The sequence below is a fragment of the Chitinophaga barathri genome (assembly GCF_003807585.1).
Classification (GTDB): domain Bacteria; phylum Bacteroidota; class Bacteroidia; order Chitinophagales; family Chitinophagaceae; genus Chitinophaga; species Chitinophaga barathri.
In genome coordinates, this window is the sequence record NZ_RMBX01000003.1 from 71,280 (window position 1) to 89,452 (window position 18,173).

At 51.7% G+C, this 18,173-nt stretch carries 18 protein-coding genes; 9 read left to right on the forward strand and 9 right to left on the reverse strand.

The genetic code is table 11. From position 1 onward, the window contains the following. Position 1: 1 nt before the first annotated feature. On the reverse strand, positions 2–463 hold the full coding sequence (locus tag EG028_RS06060) for a GNAT family N-acetyltransferase (protein WP_120514684.1): 462 nt from the start codon (positions 461–463) through the stop codon (positions 2–4). A 240-nt stretch (positions 464–703) separates the two neighbouring features. Between EG028_RS06060 and EG028_RS06065 the strand changes: the two genes are divergently transcribed. Continuing rightward, positions 704–1,615 carry an EamA family transporter gene (locus tag EG028_RS06065; RefSeq protein ID WP_120514685.1) on the forward strand — a complete coding sequence of 304 codons (912 nt, stop codon included), beginning with the start codon at positions 704–706 and terminating at the stop codon, positions 1,613–1,615. 934 nt (positions 1,616–2,549) lie between these two features. Here the strand turns inward: EG028_RS06065 and EG028_RS06070 are convergent. From EG028_RS06070 to EG028_RS06085, 4 genes are all read right to left on the reverse strand, one after another. Further along, positions 2,550–3,578, reverse strand: coding sequence for an MlaD family protein (locus EG028_RS06070; protein WP_120514688.1), 1,029 nt, complete (start codon positions 3,576–3,578; stop codon positions 2,550–2,552). Positions 3,579–3,581: 3 nt separating this feature from the next. Then, positions 3,582–4,355, reverse strand: coding sequence for an ABC transporter ATP-binding protein (locus tag EG028_RS06075; protein ID WP_120514689.1), 774 nt, complete (start codon positions 4,353–4,355; stop codon positions 3,582–3,584). Positions 4,356–4,361: 6 nt separating this feature from the next. Continuing rightward, entirely contained in the window at positions 4,362–5,153 is a 792-nt protein-coding gene (locus EG028_RS06080; protein WP_120514690.1) for an MlaE family ABC transporter permease, read from the reverse strand. Positions 5,154–5,297: 144 nt separating this feature from the next. Then, positions 5,298–6,380 (reverse strand): Gfo/Idh/MocA family protein, encoded by a 1,083-nt coding sequence (locus EG028_RS06085; protein ID WP_120514691.1) that lies wholly within the window; start codon positions 6,378–6,380, stop codon positions 5,298–5,300. Positions 6,381–6,495: 115 nt separating this feature from the next. Between EG028_RS06085 and EG028_RS06090 the strand changes: the two genes are divergently transcribed. Genes EG028_RS06090 through EG028_RS06100 form a run of 3 tightly spaced genes read left to right on the forward strand, consistent with a single transcriptional unit; the run spans position 6,496 to position 8,559 of the window. Continuing rightward, positions 6,496–7,164: a peptidase associated/transthyretin-like domain-containing protein gene (locus EG028_RS06090; RefSeq protein ID WP_120514692.1), complete on the forward strand. Its 669-nt coding sequence runs from the start codon at positions 6,496–6,498 to the stop codon at positions 7,162–7,164. Between the two features lie 18 nt (positions 7,165–7,182). Further along, entirely contained in the window at positions 7,183–7,848 is a 666-nt protein-coding gene (locus EG028_RS06095) for a peptidase associated/transthyretin-like domain-containing protein (protein ID WP_120514693.1), read from the forward strand. 27 nt (positions 7,849–7,875) lie between these two features. Next, positions 7,876–8,559 (forward strand): hypothetical protein, encoded by a 684-nt coding sequence (locus EG028_RS06100; protein WP_120514694.1) that lies wholly within the window; start codon positions 7,876–7,878, stop codon positions 8,557–8,559. Between the two features lie 72 nt (positions 8,560–8,631). Here EG028_RS06100 and EG028_RS06105 read toward each other — a convergent pair whose 3' ends face one another. Beyond that, the gene (locus tag EG028_RS06105; RefSeq protein WP_120514695.1) at positions 8,632–9,147 is read right to left on the reverse strand and encodes a DinB family protein; all 516 of its coding nucleotides are present in this window, start codon (positions 9,145–9,147) and stop codon (positions 8,632–8,634) included. Between the two features lie 252 nt (positions 9,148–9,399). After that, positions 9,400–11,748, reverse strand: coding sequence for an ABC transporter permease (locus EG028_RS06110; RefSeq protein ID WP_120514696.1), 2,349 nt, complete (start codon positions 11,746–11,748; stop codon positions 9,400–9,402). Positions 11,749–12,117: 369 nt separating this feature from the next. On the opposite strand from EG028_RS06110, the gene EG028_RS06115 reads away from it, so the two are divergent. Then, a complete protein-coding gene (locus EG028_RS06115; RefSeq protein WP_120514697.1) occupies positions 12,118–13,098 on the forward strand; it encodes a GlxA family transcriptional regulator in 981 nt (326 codons plus the stop codon). Between the two features lie 75 nt (positions 13,099–13,173). Here the strand turns inward: EG028_RS06115 and EG028_RS06120 are convergent, their stop codons facing one another. Then, positions 13,174–13,821: an HD domain-containing protein gene (locus tag EG028_RS06120; RefSeq protein ID WP_120515141.1), complete on the reverse strand. Its 648-nt coding sequence runs from the start codon at positions 13,819–13,821 to the stop codon at positions 13,174–13,176. Positions 13,822–13,947: 126 nt separating this feature from the next. Here EG028_RS06120 and EG028_RS06125 point away from each other — a divergent pair, with 126 nt between their 5' ends. The 4 genes from EG028_RS06125 to EG028_RS06140 all read left to right on the forward strand — a co-directional run bounded on the left by EG028_RS06125 (position 13,948) and on the right by EG028_RS06140 (position 17,654). Continuing rightward, the gene (locus EG028_RS06125; RefSeq protein WP_120514698.1) at positions 13,948–14,514 is read left to right on the forward strand and encodes an adenylate kinase family protein; all 567 of its coding nucleotides are present in this window, start codon (positions 13,948–13,950) and stop codon (positions 14,512–14,514) included. Positions 14,515–14,642: 128 nt separating this feature from the next. Next, positions 14,643–14,978, forward strand: coding sequence for a heavy-metal-associated domain-containing protein (locus tag EG028_RS06130; protein ID WP_120514699.1), 336 nt, complete (start codon positions 14,643–14,645; stop codon positions 14,976–14,978). Between the two features lie 129 nt (positions 14,979–15,107). Further along, positions 15,108–15,518, forward strand: coding sequence for a hypothetical protein (locus EG028_RS06135; protein WP_120514700.1), 411 nt, complete (start codon positions 15,108–15,110; stop codon positions 15,516–15,518). Positions 15,519–15,578: 60 nt separating this feature from the next. Beyond that, positions 15,579–17,654, forward strand: coding sequence for a CehA/McbA family metallohydrolase domain-containing protein (locus EG028_RS06140; protein WP_120514701.1), 2,076 nt, complete (start codon positions 15,579–15,581; stop codon positions 17,652–17,654). A gap of 66 nt (positions 17,655–17,720) precedes the next feature. On the opposite strand, the gene EG028_RS06145 is transcribed toward EG028_RS06140, so the two are convergent. After that, positions 17,721–18,149 carry an SRPBCC family protein gene (locus tag EG028_RS06145; RefSeq protein WP_120514702.1) on the reverse strand — a complete coding sequence of 143 codons (429 nt, stop codon included), beginning with the start codon at positions 18,147–18,149 and terminating at the stop codon, positions 17,721–17,723. Between the last annotated feature and the right edge of the window lie 24 nt (positions 18,150–18,173).

The window sequence follows — 18,173 nt, forward strand, 5'->3', positions numbered from 1 at the left end:
GCTATATCGGCATCCGCATTTCCAGCAGGTGCCTGGTAAAGCCGACCTTTTCATACGCACGCATGGCGGGCTCATTGTCCGCGTACACTTCCAGGCGCATTTCGGTCAGGCCGCGCCCGCGCGCCCATTCCTTCAGGTTCTCCGTGATCAGGCGGTTCACGCCTTTCCCCCTGAACTCCGGCGCTACGTACATAAAGCCGAGATATGCATATTGTGCATGTTTCAGGTACGGTTTCGCGTCATCTATGCGGGCATATCCCGAACCGATGATCTTGCCCCCCAGCTCTGCCACCACCACGGAAATATGCGGCTCATAAATCATGGCTGCGATGTCGTAATAATGTATTTCGCCGTCTTTAAGGGTACTGTCAAACGGCCGCTCCGCCGCCACAATGCCCTGCTCGAACGTGAGCAATATATCCAGGTCGTTTACCGTGGCTTCCCTGATCTTTATCTCTTCCATAATCCTTTTATTTATGACTGTAATATCCTAAATTGTGTGGAATAATCTTTTCGCCATGTATACCATGCTTACCAGCACACCTCCTCCTGCTGTTATCCTGCAAGCCAGATAACCAGCGGATCATTCCCCTCACAGGATAATTTTTTCCCCGGGCCGGCAGCGGCCCCTGGTTGTTTGCGCCTGCATTTCATTGTCTTCAACATCAATGTTTCAAGCGTTTAAAAAACAACCGGACTCTCAATGACCCGATATATTCTCATGGTATTTGCCGGAGCGTGCAGCTACGGCGTGCTTTCTACTATTGTCAAACTTGCCTACCGTGAAGGGTACGGCGCGGCTGAAATCTCTTTTACACAGGCCCTGCTGGGCATGGCCGTACTGTGGCTGCTGGTGCTGTCCCGCGAAAAAGTGCGTTTCCGGGTGAACTGGCCGCTGTTATGGACCGGCGTGGCCATCGGCATGACTTCTTTTGTGTATTATCTATCTGTCCGTTACATCCCCGCATCGCTGGCCATCGTGCTGCTGATGCAGTTTGTATGGATGGGCATCCTGCTGGACTGGCTGCTGTTCCGGCAACGGCCGGGCTGGTTGCAGATCGTGTCCACGGTGCTGATATTGGCGGGATCGGTATTGTCCGGCGGAATACTGAAAGAGGCGCCTGCCGCTACTACTCCTATCCCCGGCACGGACGGGCAAACCATCGGCATATTACTGGCGCTGGCATCTGCCTTCCTGTATGCCATTTACATTGTGGCAAACAGCCGTTATGGCAAAGAGCTGAATCCTCTGCGCAAAAGCGCCGTGATCATGACGGGCTCCACGCTGGGCATCGGCCTGGTGAACCTGCACAGCCTCCTTAGCCAGCCGCATACGGATGCCGGCCTCTGGAAATGGACGGTGTTGCTGGCGCTGTTTGGCACCATCATTCCCCCGGTATTATTTGCGAAAGGAATGCCGCGTATCGGCGCTGGCATCAGCGCGGTGGTAATGACGGTGGAGTTGCCCGTGGCCATGATTGCATCCGGCATATTGCTGGGCGAGCAATTGGATGGTGTACAGTGGTGCGGGGTGGTGCTGATACTGGCGGCCATTGTCTGGCTGAAGGTGGGGAAAGGGGCAAAAGCCAAAGAAGACCTGGAAAGCACAGCTTGAGTAAGGTAACTGTAGGTATCACAGGCAGAAAAAAGCCGCTTCTTTGCTTCAGAAGTCATCTCTTGATGGAAAATAAACAAACTTGCTCTTTAAAGCTAAAAAAATCAGGTTAAAAGTATCAAATACTCCTTCAAAGTGAGCTATTCGACGTAAAAACCATCAAGCTCGATACAAAAAGTATTGGCTTTGTACTTCCGAAGTACCTTTTTGTACTTCAAACACCTAACGTCGATGTAAAAAGTATCGAGCTCGATGTAAAAAGTATCGGCTTTGTACTTCCGAAGTACCTTTTTGTACTTCAAACACCTAACGTCGATGTAAAAAGTATCGAGCTCGATGTAAAAAGTATCGGCTTTGTACTTCCGAAGTACCTTTTTGTACTTCAAACACTCGACGCTGATGTAAAAAGTATCGACTTTGTACTTCGGAAGTACCTTTTTCTCCTTCCGAAGGACCTTTTTGTTTCTTTTGGATTGAAATTGCTCTTCCGAACGAGAACTTTCTCCTTCCGAAGGACCTTTTTGTTTCTTTTGGATTGAAATTGCCCTTCCGAACGAGAACTTTCTCCTTCCGAAGGACCTTTTTGTTTCTTTTCAATTGAAATTGCCCTTCCGAACGAGAACTTTCTCCTTCCGAAGGACCTTTTTGTTTCTTTTGAATTGAAATTGCCCTTCCGAACGAGAACTTTCTCCTTCCGAAGGACCTTTTTCTCGGTTGGAAGTACCTTTTTGATCTTTGAAGAATACAATCACCGTTTTAGGGGAGTATTATTAAACTCCAAATACTCTTCATTGCGCCAAAAGACAACCAACTTCCGGTTTGTGTCCCTGGAAGAGCCGAGGAATTCTAAAATATGGATCAAAGCATCGGCTTAAACAACAAAGACCGCCCCCAAACTGGGACAGCCTTTGTTAATATCCTTCATGCCGGCTGATCAGGGCAATGTTTGTTTCTTCGCTTCTTTCTCCAGCCTCTCCTTTTCTTTCGCCTCCGCTTTTGCTTTCCTTCTGAAATACCCGCGGAAGAGGAAGTTATGTTTCAAGGCTTCCAGGTTCTCGTCCAGCTTCTGGGAACTGGTTTCAAGGTTGCCGATGGTATGTTTGAGGGAATTGGCCGTTTTTTCGTCGTTCAGGATCACGCCTGCGGGCGTATTGCTGCTGCGCAGGTTTTCGCTGATGCCCTGGCTGGCCCCTTTCAGGTTCAGCACCACGCTGTCCATACCCTGCGATACGGTTTCCAGCTGCGTCATGGTCGAACGGAGTTTGGCGAACACGACGGTATCCGTCACCAGGTCGTTCGCCAGCGTGCCTTCATTTTTCAGCTGCGCGGTATATGCGGCAAGCCCTTCCGTGAGGCGCTGGGTATTGGCCGCCGTTTTTTGCAGGGTGGCCAGTGTGCCTTCCAGGTTGTTGTATACGGCGTCATCGGCAATCAGTTTGCCAAGCGTGCCCTGACCATTGCGGATGTTTTTGGTGATCTCTTTCAGGTTGCCCGTGATCTCCACCAGGCTTTTATTGTTCACCTGCAGGGTGTTCATAATTTCATCTGTACTGATAGCGGTTTCTACGATGACAGTATCCCCGTCTTCCACCGCGGGCACACCGGTAGTGCCGCCGCTCAGCGCAATGATCTTGTTGCCTACCAGCCCGTCAGAACTGATCTTGGCACGCACGTCCTTATGAATAAATTCACGGCTCTTTTTATCGATGTCCATTTTTACCGCGATGGCATGGGAACCGCTGAACGTGATGCTTTTGATAGTACCCACCTTTACGCCGGAATACCAAACGTTATCCCCTTTGGCAAGGCCGCCGATATCCTGGAAGATGGCTACTACCTGGAGAGACGACATAAAACTCTTTTTCTGGCCGCCCAGCACCAGTATGCCCGCGGCAAATATGATCATGCCCACGAATACGAAAATGCCCACTATCACGGCTCTTTTGTTGCTTTGATCTTTCATGGTTTACTGAGTAAAGTTATAATCGTAAAATTCCCGGATCAGCTCATCGTTATCCGTAAATACTTCGTCGAATTTCCCCTGTTTGATGAACTTTCCTTCTTTCATTACTGCAATTTCATCGCCGGTGGCCCTTGCACAGGTAAGGTCGTGGGTGATGATGATGGAGCTGGTCTTGAACCTGCGCTGCACTTCATTGATCAGGTTGTTGATCTCCGTGCAGGTAATAGGGTCCAGGCCGGCGGTAGGCTCGTCGTACAGCATGATCTCCGGGCGCAGGATGAGCGTGCGGCCGATGCCGATTCGCTTGCGTTGCCCGCCGGAAAGCTCCGCCGGCATCTGGTCTATGGTATGCGAAAGACCTACCGCATCCAGTACGATATCCACCAGTTTGTTCCTTTGTTCGGCTTTCATATTGGGCTCGTTGCGTTTCAGCGGAAAAGCGAGGTTCTCCCCTACGGTCATGCTGTCGTACAGCGCGCCGTTCTGGAAACAGAAACCTACTTTCATACGCAGTTCGCGCAGGGCTATGGGCCCCAGCTGCGGCACTTCCTCTCCCAGTACGTTCACCGTGCCGGCGTCTGGCTTCAGCAGCCCGGCAATTATCTTGATGAGCACGCTTTTGCCCGTGCCGGAACGGCCGAGCACCACGATATTTTCCCCTTTATGTAGCTTCAGGTCCACACCCCGCAGCACATGGTTGGTGCCAAAGGATTTGTAGAGGTCCCCGATGGAGATCACGGTATTGTCGTAGTCTATTTCCGGTGTAAATGATTTCATAATGTTCTAACGGATCGAATTGACGATCTGCACGATGATGATCTCTTCTATGAATATCAGGAACATGCTTACCACAACGGACACGTTTGCCGCCTTTCCCACGCCGGTAGTGCCTTGTGTGGCATTATACCCGAGGTAACAACTCACCACGCCTATCGTAAAACCATAGGTCAGGGCTTTGGTAAGCGAGGCGAACAGGTCCAGGAAAGCGATATCGTTAAATGCTTTGTTAAAAAATGCCGTAATACTGGTCTGCTCGTTCAGGTGAATGTCCAGGTAAGACCCCATCATGCCCACCAGGGCTGTATAAGCCATCAGCAGCGGCAGGCACACGGTGCAGGCCATAATACGGGTGACCACGAGGTATTTGAAAGGGTTGATGGCGGATACTTCCATTGCGTCTATCTGCTCCGTCACTTTCATGGAGGCCAGCTCCGCACCAATGCCGGAGCCTACCTTACCCGCGCAGATGAGCGCGGTCACCAGCGGCGCCAATGCCCTTATCACGGCAATCGATATGAGGGAAGGCAGCCAGGATGTAGCGCCGAATTCGGCCAGGGAAGGCCTGCTCTGCTTGGTGAATACAAGACCGGTAATGAAGCCCGTGAGGGTTATCAGCGCCAGTGATTTGTAGCCTATCATATAACACTGGCGGATAAACTCCTTTACTTCCAGCGGCGGGCGCAGCACTTCCCTGAAAAAGCGGGCGATAAACCTGAATATGTCGTGAACGCTGATAAAAAAGGCATCTACTCCCTTCGAGATGACGTATTTCTCCGGTTGATCGTTGGATTCCATTGGCTGCATTTTATCCTTAACTATTACAATTTCAGGCGGTGAATTGTTAATATCCGGACATTAGCCTTCAAATCCCGTGCCCTTACAGGACCGGGTTGCCGCATTCCATGCCCGGATATCCTATCCGGCCGTTTTTTTCCTGCTTTATTTGATCTCTACCGTTTTGCCGCTGCGGGCGGATTCACGGGCCGCTTCCAGGATGCGCACTACCATCAGGTTGTTTTCCTGGGAGTACACGCCGTAAGGCGGTATGGTTTCCTTCCCCCGTACTACCGCTGCCAGGTATACGAAAGGGTCTTCAAATACTTTGATGTCCGCCGCGGTCACTTTCCTGGTCTGGGCTTCATTCTTCGTGGAGTTGCGCGTAGTGAGGGTTTTGGCGTCGGGCGCAAAGATATATCCTTTGTCCCCGTACACTTCCATGTCCTTCCTGTTAAAAGGCCAGTTCCATGATGCCTGGATGATACATTGCGCATCCGCGTAATCCACGATAATGGTAGCATCGTCGTCCACCTTTGGGTATACGGAAGGTTTATACTGCCTCGTCACGGCGGTCACCGCCAGTGGTTTCTGGCCTTTCATGAGGGTGGTCATGATATTGGCGCCATAACACCCGAAGTCTATCAGGGCTCCGCCGCCGTTCAGCACGGGGTCGGTAAGCCACGCCAGGAACTCGGGGCTGCAGCCTATTTCTTTCGGGCCCTGGTGGCCGTCGTGTATCACCACTTTGCGGATGGTGCCGGCAAAGGCGCTGTCCTGCACGAGCTGGAAGGTTTTGGCCACGGAAGGGTACCAGCTGGTCTCGTAATTGGTGAGCAGGCGGATGTTATGTTTTGTAGCCAGCGAATCCATGCGCAATGCCTGCGCAAGCGTGGTGGCCATCGGTTTTTCCACCATAACGTGAATACCGCGCGGGGCGCAGGCTTCCACCACTTCAAGGTGGCTGTATACGGAACCGAATGCCAGTACCGCTTCCGGTTTTACGGCATCCAGCATGGTATTAAGGTTGGTGTAGAAGAGTTTTTCCGGCAGCTTGTAACGGCGGACCGTCTGACGTATAAGCGCAGTGTCCGGTTCGTAGATGCCCGCCAGCTCAATGTCCCCTTTATTGGCGCGACCCAGGATCCAGCCTGAATGGCCATGGGAAATACCGGCAACGGCCACTTTCACCGGCTGAGCCTGGATGTGCAGGCTGAGTAAAAGGAATATGGATAATAACAGACGCATAAATTAGTCTTGTTTTATTGGTCAACGGCAGTTAATGTACAACTTAAAACGAAGTTGCACAAGGCTGTAACCTTTGGGGAGGTTTAAACGCTTAATGCAATAAATCTGTTGCCTGATGAAGTTTTTTCCCTTATCCCTTTTAATTGCCTTACTGTTAACTACCGGCTGCAAAAAAGAAAAGAACGTCCCCCATGGTTTGATGATCGCCGTAGAAGGCACGCTGACCAGTGTCAGTACCGGTAAACCCCTTGAGGGAATATACATTGCCATCTCCGGTTCCATGAATGGCGAATTCAACAATTCGGTGATGTACGACAACGATGGGGCGGTCACAGACCGTAACGGTTATTTTTATATTAAATTCAAATCAAAGGGCGATGCGCGGTACTACTACACGCACATTAGCTCACCGGATGGCATGGAAGAAAAGGTGTTCAACGGCACCGCAGTGCGGCTGGATTCACGGAAATTCAATAGCATACAGCTTACTGCCGAACTAAAAAAGGTGCTGAAGCTGCATCTCCAGGTGTTACAAAATCCACTGGACTCGATCCTGGTAAGAACTTCACCCTTCCGGAATCCTTTTGTCATGAGAGGCAGACAGGCGGATACTACCATTTATACCCGTTTTGAACATCAGTCGAGCATTCCCTTTTACATACTGGCGAATGACCGGGCCGCGGGCAAACAAAGGATGTATGGCGAAGTGATCAATTATCCCCAGGGGGATACGCTGGATCACACCATCACCATCAACAATACCGCCGACCTGCCTTTCAGATAGTCCTTTAAATCCTTGTTTATGAAACGATTCCCCCTTATCCTGTTCGTTTACCTGGCTTTGTGTACAAGCTGCGAGAAGAATATTCCCGAAGGCCTGACCGTGTCCGTGGGCGGCACGCTGGTGGATGAGAATACAGGCCGGCCGATCCCTTACATCTGGATGCAGGTCAATGGAAACAATTACCCCGCTCACCCCCCGCTTGATAATAGTATTGTGGCTGTACAGACTGACAAGGACGGTTATTTTTCCGCCAGCTTCAAAACAGACGGGAGATACAGACAGTACACGCTTTCTAAAGGAACCATTGAGAACCGTGTATATAAGGCTGAAAGACTGGCGCTGGACCCGCGTAAGTATAACAATATACTGATCAAGGCCAAAAACTGGAACATTCTGCAGGTGAACCTGAAGGTGCTTCAAAACCCCTATGATACACTCAGCTACGAAGCTCAGATGTTCAATACGAACAATTACGAGTATCTGCTTAAAGGCCGGCAACTGGATACGGTCGTGTATTTCCGTTATGCTGCCGGGCACCCGCTGGAGCTGAGGGCCCGGGTAATCGACCGCGTTGCCGGCCGCCAAAGAGTGCACACGCAGGCGATCGAAACACCCCTTCGTGATACTTTTATCCAGAATATCACTATCAACAACACCGCCGATTTTCCAATATTCAATCCCTGATAATACAATAACCCTCAACCGAATCTAATGACAAGATTCCTGCTTTCACTTTCCGCCATCCTGCTTATAGGTATTTCCTGCCGGAAAGAAAAACTGATACCCGGGCACGTGACCTCCACGGTAGATGGCATTGTGCGGCACACTGTCACCGGCGAACCTTTGCAGGGTGTAACCGTCCGGATCTACGGCTGCCGCGGCCCACGCGGATTCATGCCCCTGGCGACCGTAGGCGAGAAATGCCACCCGATGGAAGATTTCGCCATCACAGACGTCAATGGTTATTTTAATATCCGGTTCAATGCGGACGGAGAGAGCGAATACTTCAGTGCGCAGGTGGACCCCGAAAGCCCCATGTCCTATGAGGGCACCTCGGAAATATTAAATACAGGGAGATATTCCAACGTGGCGCTGAATGCAAAAAATACCAAAGTGCTAAAGCTCCACGTCAGCATACAGCAGAATCCATTCGACACGCTTTTCATAAGTGGCGGATGGAGATCCAACGGGTTCAATGTCTACAAGAGGCAGGTGGACACAACGGTTTATTGCCGGTACACCGATGCCGAAGCGTACATTCATCTTTCTGTTTTTGACAGGTCTGTCGGCCGCAGCCGTACCTTCCGGGAAACGTTCCGGGCACCACAGCCCGCCGCGGATACAGTGGAACATGAAGTACTCGCGGAAAACACCCGGGACTGGCCGACCAACTAAGAACAGGCAGATTTCCCTTCCAATACATAAAAAAGTCCCGGCGCCTGCCGGGACTTTTTTATACATCAGCTATTATTCCCTGTCCCAGAAACCGGGAGGCTCAATGCCCAGCGTACGCAGGTATACGTAACCCTGCCCGCGGTGATGGATATCGTTGTCGATAAAATAATGCAGGATGGCATGGCCCGGCCCGCCCCAGTATTCCACACCGAAGGGCACGATGTGATTTACGAAGTTTTCCGCAGGGATGCCCGGCCAGTAAGTATTCATTTCTTCCGTCACATCGTCCCATGCTTTCAGCAGGTCTTCTTTCGTGGTGATATCACCACCGTCTTCTTCCTTATACCATTTGAAGGGAGCATTCCAGTCCCCTTCCGCAAAACCACGGACGCCGCCGGCCGCCATGCGGAGCATTTCCATTGCCAGGCCCGCAAAAGTGCGCATGCCACCTAAAGAATAGGAAAACAGTTCGTTTTCGGGGAAAGCCTCGATCACTTTACGGGTGAGCCTGCGGTGGCCCTGCCAGTGTTCGAGCATCTGGTCTGCGTTAATAACGGGGATTGCGAAGGTTGAGGTGTTGTTTGCCATGTGATGAAGTTTTTTGTTTTGATATCACAAAGAAACGACCGGGGTTTGACAGCCCTATGTCAGCAGCCCCCGGAAAAATTTATCATCATCTCAAAAAGACAGGATACCGGCATAAAAAGACATTAATAACCGGGGCTGAGCGGCAGTAAATGCCTGTGCCGCTCCTCAGGGGCCATATTAAACGGCACCTGGAAGTTTCCCCTGGCGGAGAAAGGCAAATAAGGGGAAAACGTGTGGCGGGAGGATATGTTTTTATTCTGCTCTCAGCGACTCCACCGGGTTCCTGAAAGCGGCTTTCAGCCCCTGCCAGCTCACCGTGGCCAAGGCCACGATAAAAGCTAAGCCGCCGGCCAGCGCAAACATCCACCAGCTGAGGGTGATGCGGTATTCCATTTGTTGCAGCCCCTGCTGCAGCACCCAGGCCGCAAGCGGCACGGCCAGCAAAAAGGCGGTGATGACCGGTTTCATAAAATCAGTGGAGAGCATGGCCCAGATGCCGGATTCGCTGGCGCCCATTACTTTCCGGATGCCGATCTCACGGGTGCGCCTTTCCACGACGAACATGCTCAGGGCAAACAGGCCCATACAGGCAATGAAGATGGCCATGCCGCCAAACACGCCTGCCAGCTTACCCATCATCCGGAAGCCTTCAAACTTCCGCTGGTATTCTTCTTTTACAAAACTGAATTCGAAGGGGTATCCGGGATGGCTTTTTTTCACGGCCGCTTCTATCCGGGCAAGGCGCTGTTTCCATTCCCCGTCGTCTTTCATACGTACGAGAATATTTGCCATGCTGCCTTTGCTGAGAAAGATGATCATCGGGTCCGGAAGCTCGGAGGGATTGTTGTACACAAAATCTTTCACGACGCCCACCAGTACATGATCGCCCAGTTTGGTGCCGATGAGCGGCTCTTTCAGCCCCATTTTTCTCACGGCGGTTTCGTTCAGCATACAACTGAGGGAATCGCTGCCGAATGAAGGATTAAAGTCGCGGCCGGCCGTGAGCGTAAGACCGGAGGTTTTTACCCAGTCGTACTGCACATTCGTAACGGTAATGCTAAAATCCTGGTCCGCCGTTTTCCCCGGCCATTGTATGCCGGTGCTGTGACTGCCGAACTGCAAAAGATTATTGCCCCCGCCGGATACGGACAATACGCCCGGCACATCCAGCAGGTCGTGTTTTACAATATCAAAATGCTCCGCCAGCGGGCCTTTGGCTGGTATTACCACCAGGTTGTCCGCACTGTAGCCCATAGGCCGCTGCTGCATATGTTTGATCTGCCGGGTGGTCACGATGATGCCCATGATCAGGAAAATAGCGACCAGGAACTGGAAGGTAACAAGACTTTTACGCAGCCATGAACCACCGTGCTGGCTTTTGCCGATACCTTTCAGCACTTTTACCGGCTGGAAACGGCTGAGGAACAAAGCGGGGTAACTGCCGGCCACAATGCCCGTAAACAGGCCCAATGCAAGCATAGACAGCAATATTTTCCAGTTGGACAGGTTAAATGTTACGCTTTTCTGCATGAAGCGGTTGAATCCCGGCAACGCCACTTTGGCCAGCAGTGCGCCCAGCACCAGGGCGATAAAAGCCATCAGCACCGCCTCGAAAAGGAATTGTATCGCGATACGGCCGCGGGATGCGCCCATCGTCTTGCGCACGCCCACTTCTTTCGCGCGTTTTTCGGACTGCGCGGTAGCCAGGTTCATAAAATTGACGCAGGCGATCAGCAATACAAATACCCCGATCACCCCCAGCATAATGAGGGCATAGATCAGGCCGCCTTCCGCCTTTCCGTTCCTGAATTCGGCATACAGCCGTTTGTTCTTTATGGGGAAAGCAAAAAACTCGGCCGTACTGCCGGCCGCTACAGCGGGTGCAAAATGCCTGAGCTTGGCCTGTACCGCCTCTTTATTCACACCCGGCTGAAAGGCCAGCCAGGTTTGCATCCGGCAGGTGTTCCAGGTGGAGATCCAGTCTTTGTTATCCTGTTCATACACGCGGAAAGGCATGACGATATCAAACTGCAGTGAGCTGTTCGGCGGCAGGTCGCGGATAACGGCGCCTACCTTGAAGGAATACTGGTTATTTTGTGAAAAGAGTTTGCCGGTGGCGTCCGCCGTCCCGAACAGTTTGACGGCCGTTCTTTCCGTGATCACCGCCGTGCCGGTGCCGCTGAGCGATGCCACAGGATCACCGGACAGCGCGGGAAAAGTCATGATCCGGAAAAGATCCGGGTCTGCGTACATCCCGTCTTCGTAAGTGCTTTTATTACCGGCGGTCACGATCTGCCGATCCGCGGAAGCAGTGCGGGCGGCATATTTTATCTCCGGCACCTGTTCTTTGAGGGCGCCCGCCATAGGGCCGGGCACGGACTGCGAAGTGACGATCTCCCCGCCCTGCACCTGGTTGCGCATCAGCTGGTGAATATTCTCAAAGTCTGTATGAAAATGGTCAAAGCTCATTTCATAGCCGGTATACAACAAAATAAGCATACCAATGGCCAGCCCGAGGGCCAGCCCGGTAATATTGATGAAAGAGGATACCTTGTTGCGCAACAGGGTACGCCAGGCCATGATAAGATCGCTTTTCAGCATGGGATAAATTTTGGTTGTCAGGTTTCCCGCATAGCCCCAATTGGAATGCCAGAAAGAGACTACCTTATGAATCAATCAATTATGCATTTGGCAGCCCGGGAAGATGTCCGTTTTTAATACAGCCGCTGTCCGCTTGCGCAAATCCACCGCTTACACAAACTTATTTGGCACAATCACCCCCTTCCCAACCAGCCCGCACATCTTCCCTGATGCAGGCCCACAGCGGGAAAAGGCCTCAAAAACCAGCTTTAAAATGCCCGTGGGGGCGGGTTTGCACACCTCCCGCCCGCTGGGAAAACGTGCCACGAAAAGGGGTGTTTTGTGCCAGTGCATTAAGCTATATTTACAGTAATCAATGCACAAACCACCATGAAAGTAGTATCTCTGGTAATTTATGAAGAAGCTATTCTTTCAGCTGTAGCCGGCGTTCTGGATGTATTCGAAGGGGCCAATCAATTGCTCAGGATGGCGGGAAAGGAGCCGGCATTTAAAGTGGAGCTGGTCAGTGAAAAGGTCAAACACATCCAGCTGAATGTCCCCGCGCTGTTTTTCTGTTACAAGTCCATGGACGAAGTAAAACAGACGGACCTCATCATTGTGCCTGCATTCCACGGCCAGCCGGATATGGTACTGCAAAAAAACCGCGGTATCATAGAATGGATCAGCGAAATGCAGCAGATGGGCACCGAAGTGGCCAGTCTTTGCCTGGGCAGCTACTTCCTCGCGGAAGCCGGCATGTTCAACGGTAAAACCTGCACTTCCCACTGGATGGCCATCCCCGACATGCAGCAACGTTACCCCAAGGCCAGCGTGCTTAGCGACAGGGTGATCACGGACGATGACGGTATTTATTCCAGCGGCGGCGCATTTTCCTCCCTGAACCTTGTGCTGTACCTCGTGGAGAAATTCGTGAGCCGCGACATCGGTATCCAGATCAGCAAGATGTTCTCCATAGACATCGACCGGATGAACCAGAGCCACTTCCTGGTATTCCAGGGGCAGCGCCGTCACGAGGACGATGAGATCCTCCGCGCACAGTCCTATATAGAACAGAATTTTCACCTTCCCATATCCATCGAACAGATCGCCGGGCAAACCAGCATGAGCAAGCGGAACTTCATCCGCCGGTTCAAAAACGCGACCCATAATACACCGCTGGAGTACCTCCAGCGCGTGAAGATCGAGTCCGCCAAAAAGGCGCTGGAGCAAAACGCCCAGAACATCAGCACGCTGATGTACGACGTGGGTTACAACGATCTGAAGACCTTCCGAAGCGTGTTCAAAAAAGTGACCGGGCTGACGCCGCAGGAGTACCGTAAAAAGTATTGCCGGCAGATGGCGCAGGCTTAGTAACCGGAAATCATCTTTAACCTGCATATCTTGCCCGTGCTAAAGCCGGTGGCAGGTATGCAGGTTTGTTTTTTATTACACCTCCCCGTTCCACTCCTTGTAAAACTGCGCCAGGTATGCTTCCATAAACGCATGCCGTTCTTCGGCCAGCATTTTGCCCGTTTCTGTGTTCATGCGGTCTTTCAGCAGCAGCAGCTTTTCATAAAAGTGATTGATGGTTGGCGCGGCGGAATGTTTGTATTCCTCCTTCGTCATATTCAGCTGCGGCGTGATCGCGGGGTCGTACAGCGCACGGTTCTTAAAACCGCCGTAGTTAAAAGCGCGTGCGATGCCTACCGCGCCTAACGCGTCCAGCCGGTCCGCATCCTGCACCACCGCCAGCTCCGGGGAATAAAACCCGCCGTTGTTATGGCCGCCTTTGAAGGAAATATGTTTGATGATGCTCACTACATGATCGATAATATGCTGAGGGACCGGCTGGGTTTGCAGGAATGCTTCCGCTTTCGCGGGGCCCACCTGCTCGTCCCCGTTATGGAATTTGGAATCGGCAATGTCGTGCAGCAGGGCGGCCAGCTCTACCACCAGCATGTCCACCTGTTCTTTGGAAGCGATGTGCCTTGACTGCTGCCATACCCGGTATATATGCCACCAGTCGTGGCCGCCTTCCGCGCCTGCAAGTTCCTGTTTTACAAATAATTCCGTAGCGTCTATAATTTCCTGCATGATGAGATGATTTGATGCGGGAAAGCAGGTGTCGCTCCCCGCATAATGTGTTATGTTTTCCGCGACCAGGTCACGGTCTGCAATATTGCACAATTTCCCTTTGAAAATAAAAGGTAAATTTAGCACATGGAAATCCTTCTTATCACCGGCCCTCCCTACTCAGGCAAAGGCACACAATGCGAAATCCTCGAAACCGAACTGGGATACAAACACATCTCCACCGGGGACTGGATCAGGGCGGAAAAAGCACAGCAGACGCACCTGGGCAAACTCATGCAGCAATACGAGGAAAGAGGAGAGCTGGTGCCGGACGAGGTGATGGAAGTTCTGCTGGAACACATTATACAGGATCATAGACAGGAAAAGGGCATCATACTGGACGGTTACCCCCGCACCATCCCGCAGGTGGACACGCTGCTCAGGATACTCCGGCGGAACACCATGCACATTTCCCATATCATCAACATCGACGTGCCACAGGACGTGCTGCTGGAACGCGCCCGGAAAAGAGCGGAAACCTCCGCCCGGCTGGACGATCAGGACATCAACACACATCTCAAAAGGCTCGGAATATTTGAAGAGGAAACCAGGCCCGCCATCAGTTATCTTGAAAAACTGGTGCCCGTAAACCATATAGACGGCCTGGGCTCCATCCCCGAGATCACGGCGAAGATGCTGGATATTGTGCATTAGCCTGCCTGCAAAAGCCTCGAATTGCTGTAAAACAAATACAAAATTATGTAACACTTTATCCGCACCGCCCCCTACTTTTGTATCATCAGTACTGCCAAACAAATCATCTCAACTTAATTCATCATCAAATGAAAAAGATATTCTCTTTTATAGCCCTTTCCATGCCCTTACTCGCCGCCACCGGCGCTTTTGCACAGGCAAAACAGACAGACAACTTTAAAGTATACGGCAACTGCGAGATGTGCAAGGAACGGATAGAACAGGCCGCCACGCTGCCCGGCGTAAGAACAGCCGTGTGGGACGTAAAAACAAAACAGATCAAAGTAACGTACGACCCGGCGAAGGTCAAAAATGAAACCATCCAGCAGAAGATCGCCGCCATAGGTCACGATACCGAAAAACAGAAAGCGCCGGACGCAGTGTACAACAAACTGCCGGAATGCTGCCTGTACGAAAGGAAATAACAGCGGAGAAAACCAACCATCAAAAAAGAACGCTGTTCCGGAACGGTCCGGGGCAGCGTCTTTTTCCTGTTTCCCCCTGCATAGCCGGCACGGAATTATAACGTATACTTACAGTATAATTTAGCTGTCATGATGGACGAAACAGACATCCGCATCGGTAATATGGTATGGTACTATGATTACAACATGATCGAAACGCCTTTCCGCATAGAAGGCATCCTGGATGGGCATATTTACAATTCATTGCTGCCCCGCAGCAGGCTGCCGCTGGAAAAGGTACACCCCATCACGCTGGAAGCGGATCACCTGCTGCAATTCGGATTCCTGCCCGGCGAAAAGGAATATGGAGAAGACCCGGACATTTATACTTACAAATACACCCACAAAGACAGCGTTTATATCCGCGATATGGCCGGCGTTTTCCAGCCGGTGACCGTTTCCGAAAACGGCACAATACCCTACGGCAGGCCACTGCTGCATCTGCATCAACTGCAAAACCTCTTCTACGATCTCACCCGCGACAACGTGTTTACCAATTAAGCCTGAAAAAAACAGAATATTAATATTATTTTCAGCAATCCTATCAGACACAACCACTGTATGAAAAAACACGTCTACCTGCTTTTACTGGTATTCAGCCAGGTACTGCAAGCACAAACCCCGGTGGATCTTAGCGGCTTCAAAAAAAATGGCGCAACGGTCACCGTCAGTAAACAGCTCATTACCATCCACTGGCCCGCCGGTGCCGCCGGTACGGGCAAAATGGTCCTCAACCTGGACGGCGCCCAACCGTTGTTCAACAGTATTCAGCTCAGCCGCACCAACGCATCCGCGGAAGTTGCGGCGAACCTGGACCCGGTATTTATCCTGAGGACCGGCAAAAGAACATTAAGCCCTTCCAGCGGCGGATGGGACGTGTTTTTTGACAGGGTGCCCACCCGGCCATACACCACGGAACTGGTGGAATTCAGCAAACGAAAAGCCGGTGTATCCAGCGAAGGCACGCATACCATCATCAGGGTCGGTGAAATGAAAACGCCACTGTTCACCGGCCACCTTGAAATCACGCTGTACAACGGCAGCCCTTTATTTAACATCGCCGCCGTCCTTTCAACGCAGAAAGACTCTACCGCCATATTGTACGACGCCGGCCTCATCAGCCGGAAAGACAACTGGAAAAACATCGCCTGGTCCGACGTGAAAAATGAAATGCAGCACGTAAAGCCCGCCCCGGACATGGCCGCGAACGATCTTGAAGTAAAGTACAGGACGATCATCGGGGAGAACGAAACCGGCAGCCTGGCTGTGTTTCCCGCTCCGCACCAGTATTTTTACCCGCTGGATGAAGCGTTTAATTTAAAGTTCACCTGGTACGGCAATAACTACCTGAACCTGGTGCCCGGTTTTGCAATCGGCATCCGGCAGGACCCTATCGGCGACAAACGGTATGTACCCTGGTTCAACGCCCCGCCCGGCACCGCGCAGCGCCTGAATTTTTTCTGCCTGCTGAGCGCGGATAAAGCTGCGGGCGCTTTGGCGGAAGTAAAGAAATTTACACACAACGACAGTTATGCTCCCCTGCCGGGATATAAAACCATGGCCAGTCATTTCCACAATGAATTTATTTCCTCGGTGGTGCTCAGCGGCAAACCGGTGCCGGAAAAACCGGAGTTTGTGGACGTGCTCAAAAAAGCAGGGCTGGACATTGTAAAGCTGGCGGAATTCCACGGCCCCGGCCACCCCAAAGGTCCCGACTCGCCGAGGCTGAAAGAGCTGCATGCATTGTTCGATCAAACCCGGCGCCTGTCCGATACCAGTTTCCTGCTGCTTCCCGGGGAAGAAGCCAATAACTTTTATGGCGGGCATTGGCTCGCGTTTTTTCCCAAACCGGTGTACTGGGTCATGTCCAGGAAGCCTGATGAACCCTTTGTGACAGAAACGGCTGAGTATGGCAAGGTGTATCACGTAGGCGATAAACAGGAAATGCTGAAACTGCTGGAGCTGGAAAACGGCCTTGCCTGGGTGGCGCATGCCAGAACGAAGGCTTCCACCGGCTTCCCGGACAAATACCGCAACGAAACGTTCTTTACCTCGGACACCTATTTGGGTGCAGCCTGGAAAGCCATACCGGCGGACCTTTCATGGCAGACCCTGAGCAAAAGGGTTTTAAACTTAATGGATGACATGGCCAATTGGGGATTAAAAAAACATGTCATTGCCGAAGCCGATATTTTTACGATCACCCATCAAAACGAAATGTACGCTCACCTGAATGTGAACTATCTGCAGCTGGACAAACTGCCCGATTACAACGAGGGCTGGCAGCCTGTTTTGGACGCTGTCAGGAAAGGAAAGTTCTTCGTATCCACAGGAGAAGTACTGATCCCCTCGTTTGACGTCAATGGGAAAAAAGCCGGGGAAACGCTGGCAGTACCGGCGTCCGGGAAAACAACCGTTACCATGCAGCTGAACTGGACCTTCCCGCTCAGCTTTGCGGAGATCGTCTCCGGAGATGGCGATAAGGTATACCGCCACCGGATCAACCTGGTGCAGACAAAAGCCTTCGGGGCACAAACGTTCCGCTGGCCTGTGAACCTGGCCGGCAGAAAATGGGTACGGGTGGAAGTGTGGGATATTGCCGCCAATGGGGCGTTTACGCAGATGGTGTGGCTGTAGCAGCAATTTTTTTGCATAAGAAAGGCCGTCCCGGTAAATGGGACGGCCTTTTGTATGTTGCTGTATTTATTTCTCCACGAACTCTTTGAGGTTCTTGCCCAGTATCTCCGTCCAGCCGCCGGTGAAGCTTTCGCGGGAGAAGTTCCGGTCACCCTGCGGGAATGTTTCCAGGCCTGCGTGCGTTAGTTTCACGCGGGTGCCGTTGCCTTCGGGGAACAATTCCCAGGTGAGCACCGATTCGCCGGGGTACTCCTGGTATTTCCAGGTGTGTACCAGCTTTTTGCCCGGCACTACTTCCGTGATCTTGCAGAGATGCAGGAAGTCTTTGCCGTCGTGCCCCTGGCCGGGGAAGGTGAATTCAAAACCCACTTCCGGCCTGAAATCCGACATATCAAAATACCATTCCTTCATTTTTGCATGGTTCGTGATAGCATCCCATACTCTGTCTGGCGGCGCATTATACGTGCGTTCCATTACAAGCGGTTCATGTTTCATATGAGCAAGTTTTAATTAAGCGGA

Excerpts from the sequence above, each read along its gene's own strand:
- EG028_RS06135 (WP_120514700.1), top strand. The coding sequence starts at position 15,108 with ATGATGGACGAAACAGACATCCGCATCGGTAATATGGTATGGTACTAT.
- EG028_RS06070 (WP_120514688.1), bottom strand. The coding sequence starts at position 3,578 with ATGAAAGATCAAAGCAACAAAAGAGCCGTGATAGTGGGCATTTTCGTA.
- EG028_RS06140 (WP_120514701.1), top strand. The coding sequence starts at position 15,579 with ATGAAAAAACACGTCTACCTGCTTTTACTGGTATTCAGCCAGGTACTG.
- EG028_RS06095 (WP_120514693.1), top strand. The coding sequence starts at position 7,183 with ATGAAACGATTCCCCCTTATCCTGTTCGTTTACCTGGCTTTGTGTACA.
- EG028_RS06130 (WP_120514699.1), top strand. The coding sequence starts at position 14,643 with ATGAAAAAGATATTCTCTTTTATAGCCCTTTCCATGCCCTTACTCGCC.
- EG028_RS06125 (WP_120514698.1), top strand. The coding sequence starts at position 13,948 with ATGGAAATCCTTCTTATCACCGGCCCTCCCTACTCAGGCAAAGGCACA.
- EG028_RS06075 (WP_120514689.1), bottom strand. The coding sequence starts at position 4,355 with ATGAAATCATTTACACCGGAAATAGACTACGACAATACCGTGATCTCC.
- EG028_RS06120 (WP_120515141.1), bottom strand. The coding sequence starts at position 13,821 with ATGCAGGAAATTATAGACGCTACGGAATTATTTGTAAAACAGGAACTT.
- EG028_RS06100 (WP_120514694.1), top strand. The coding sequence starts at position 7,876 with ATGACAAGATTCCTGCTTTCACTTTCCGCCATCCTGCTTATAGGTATT.
- EG028_RS06085 (WP_120514691.1), bottom strand. The coding sequence starts at position 6,380 with ATGCGTCTGTTATTATCCATATTCCTTTTACTCAGCCTGCACATCCAG.
- EG028_RS06115 (WP_120514697.1), top strand. The coding sequence starts at position 12,118 with ATGAAAGTAGTATCTCTGGTAATTTATGAAGAAGCTATTCTTTCAGCT.
- EG028_RS06065 (WP_120514685.1), top strand. The coding sequence starts at position 704 with ATGACCCGATATATTCTCATGGTATTTGCCGGAGCGTGCAGCTACGGC.
- EG028_RS06110 (WP_120514696.1), bottom strand. The coding sequence starts at position 11,748 with ATGCTGAAAAGCGATCTTATCATGGCCTGGCGTACCCTGTTGCGCAAC.
- EG028_RS06080 (WP_120514690.1), bottom strand. The coding sequence starts at position 5,153 with ATGGAATCCAACGATCAACCGGAGAAATACGTCATCTCGAAGGGAGTA.
- EG028_RS06090 (WP_120514692.1), top strand. The coding sequence starts at position 6,496 with ATGAAGTTTTTTCCCTTATCCCTTTTAATTGCCTTACTGTTAACTACC.
- EG028_RS06060 (WP_120514684.1), bottom strand. The coding sequence starts at position 463 with ATGGAAGAGATAAAGATCAGGGAAGCCACGGTAAACGACCTGGATATA.
- EG028_RS06105 (WP_120514695.1), bottom strand. The coding sequence starts at position 9,147 with ATGGCAAACAACACCTCAACCTTCGCAATCCCCGTTATTAACGCAGAC.
- EG028_RS06145 (WP_120514702.1), bottom strand. The coding sequence starts at position 18,149 with ATGAAACATGAACCGCTTGTAATGGAACGCACGTATAATGCGCCGCCA.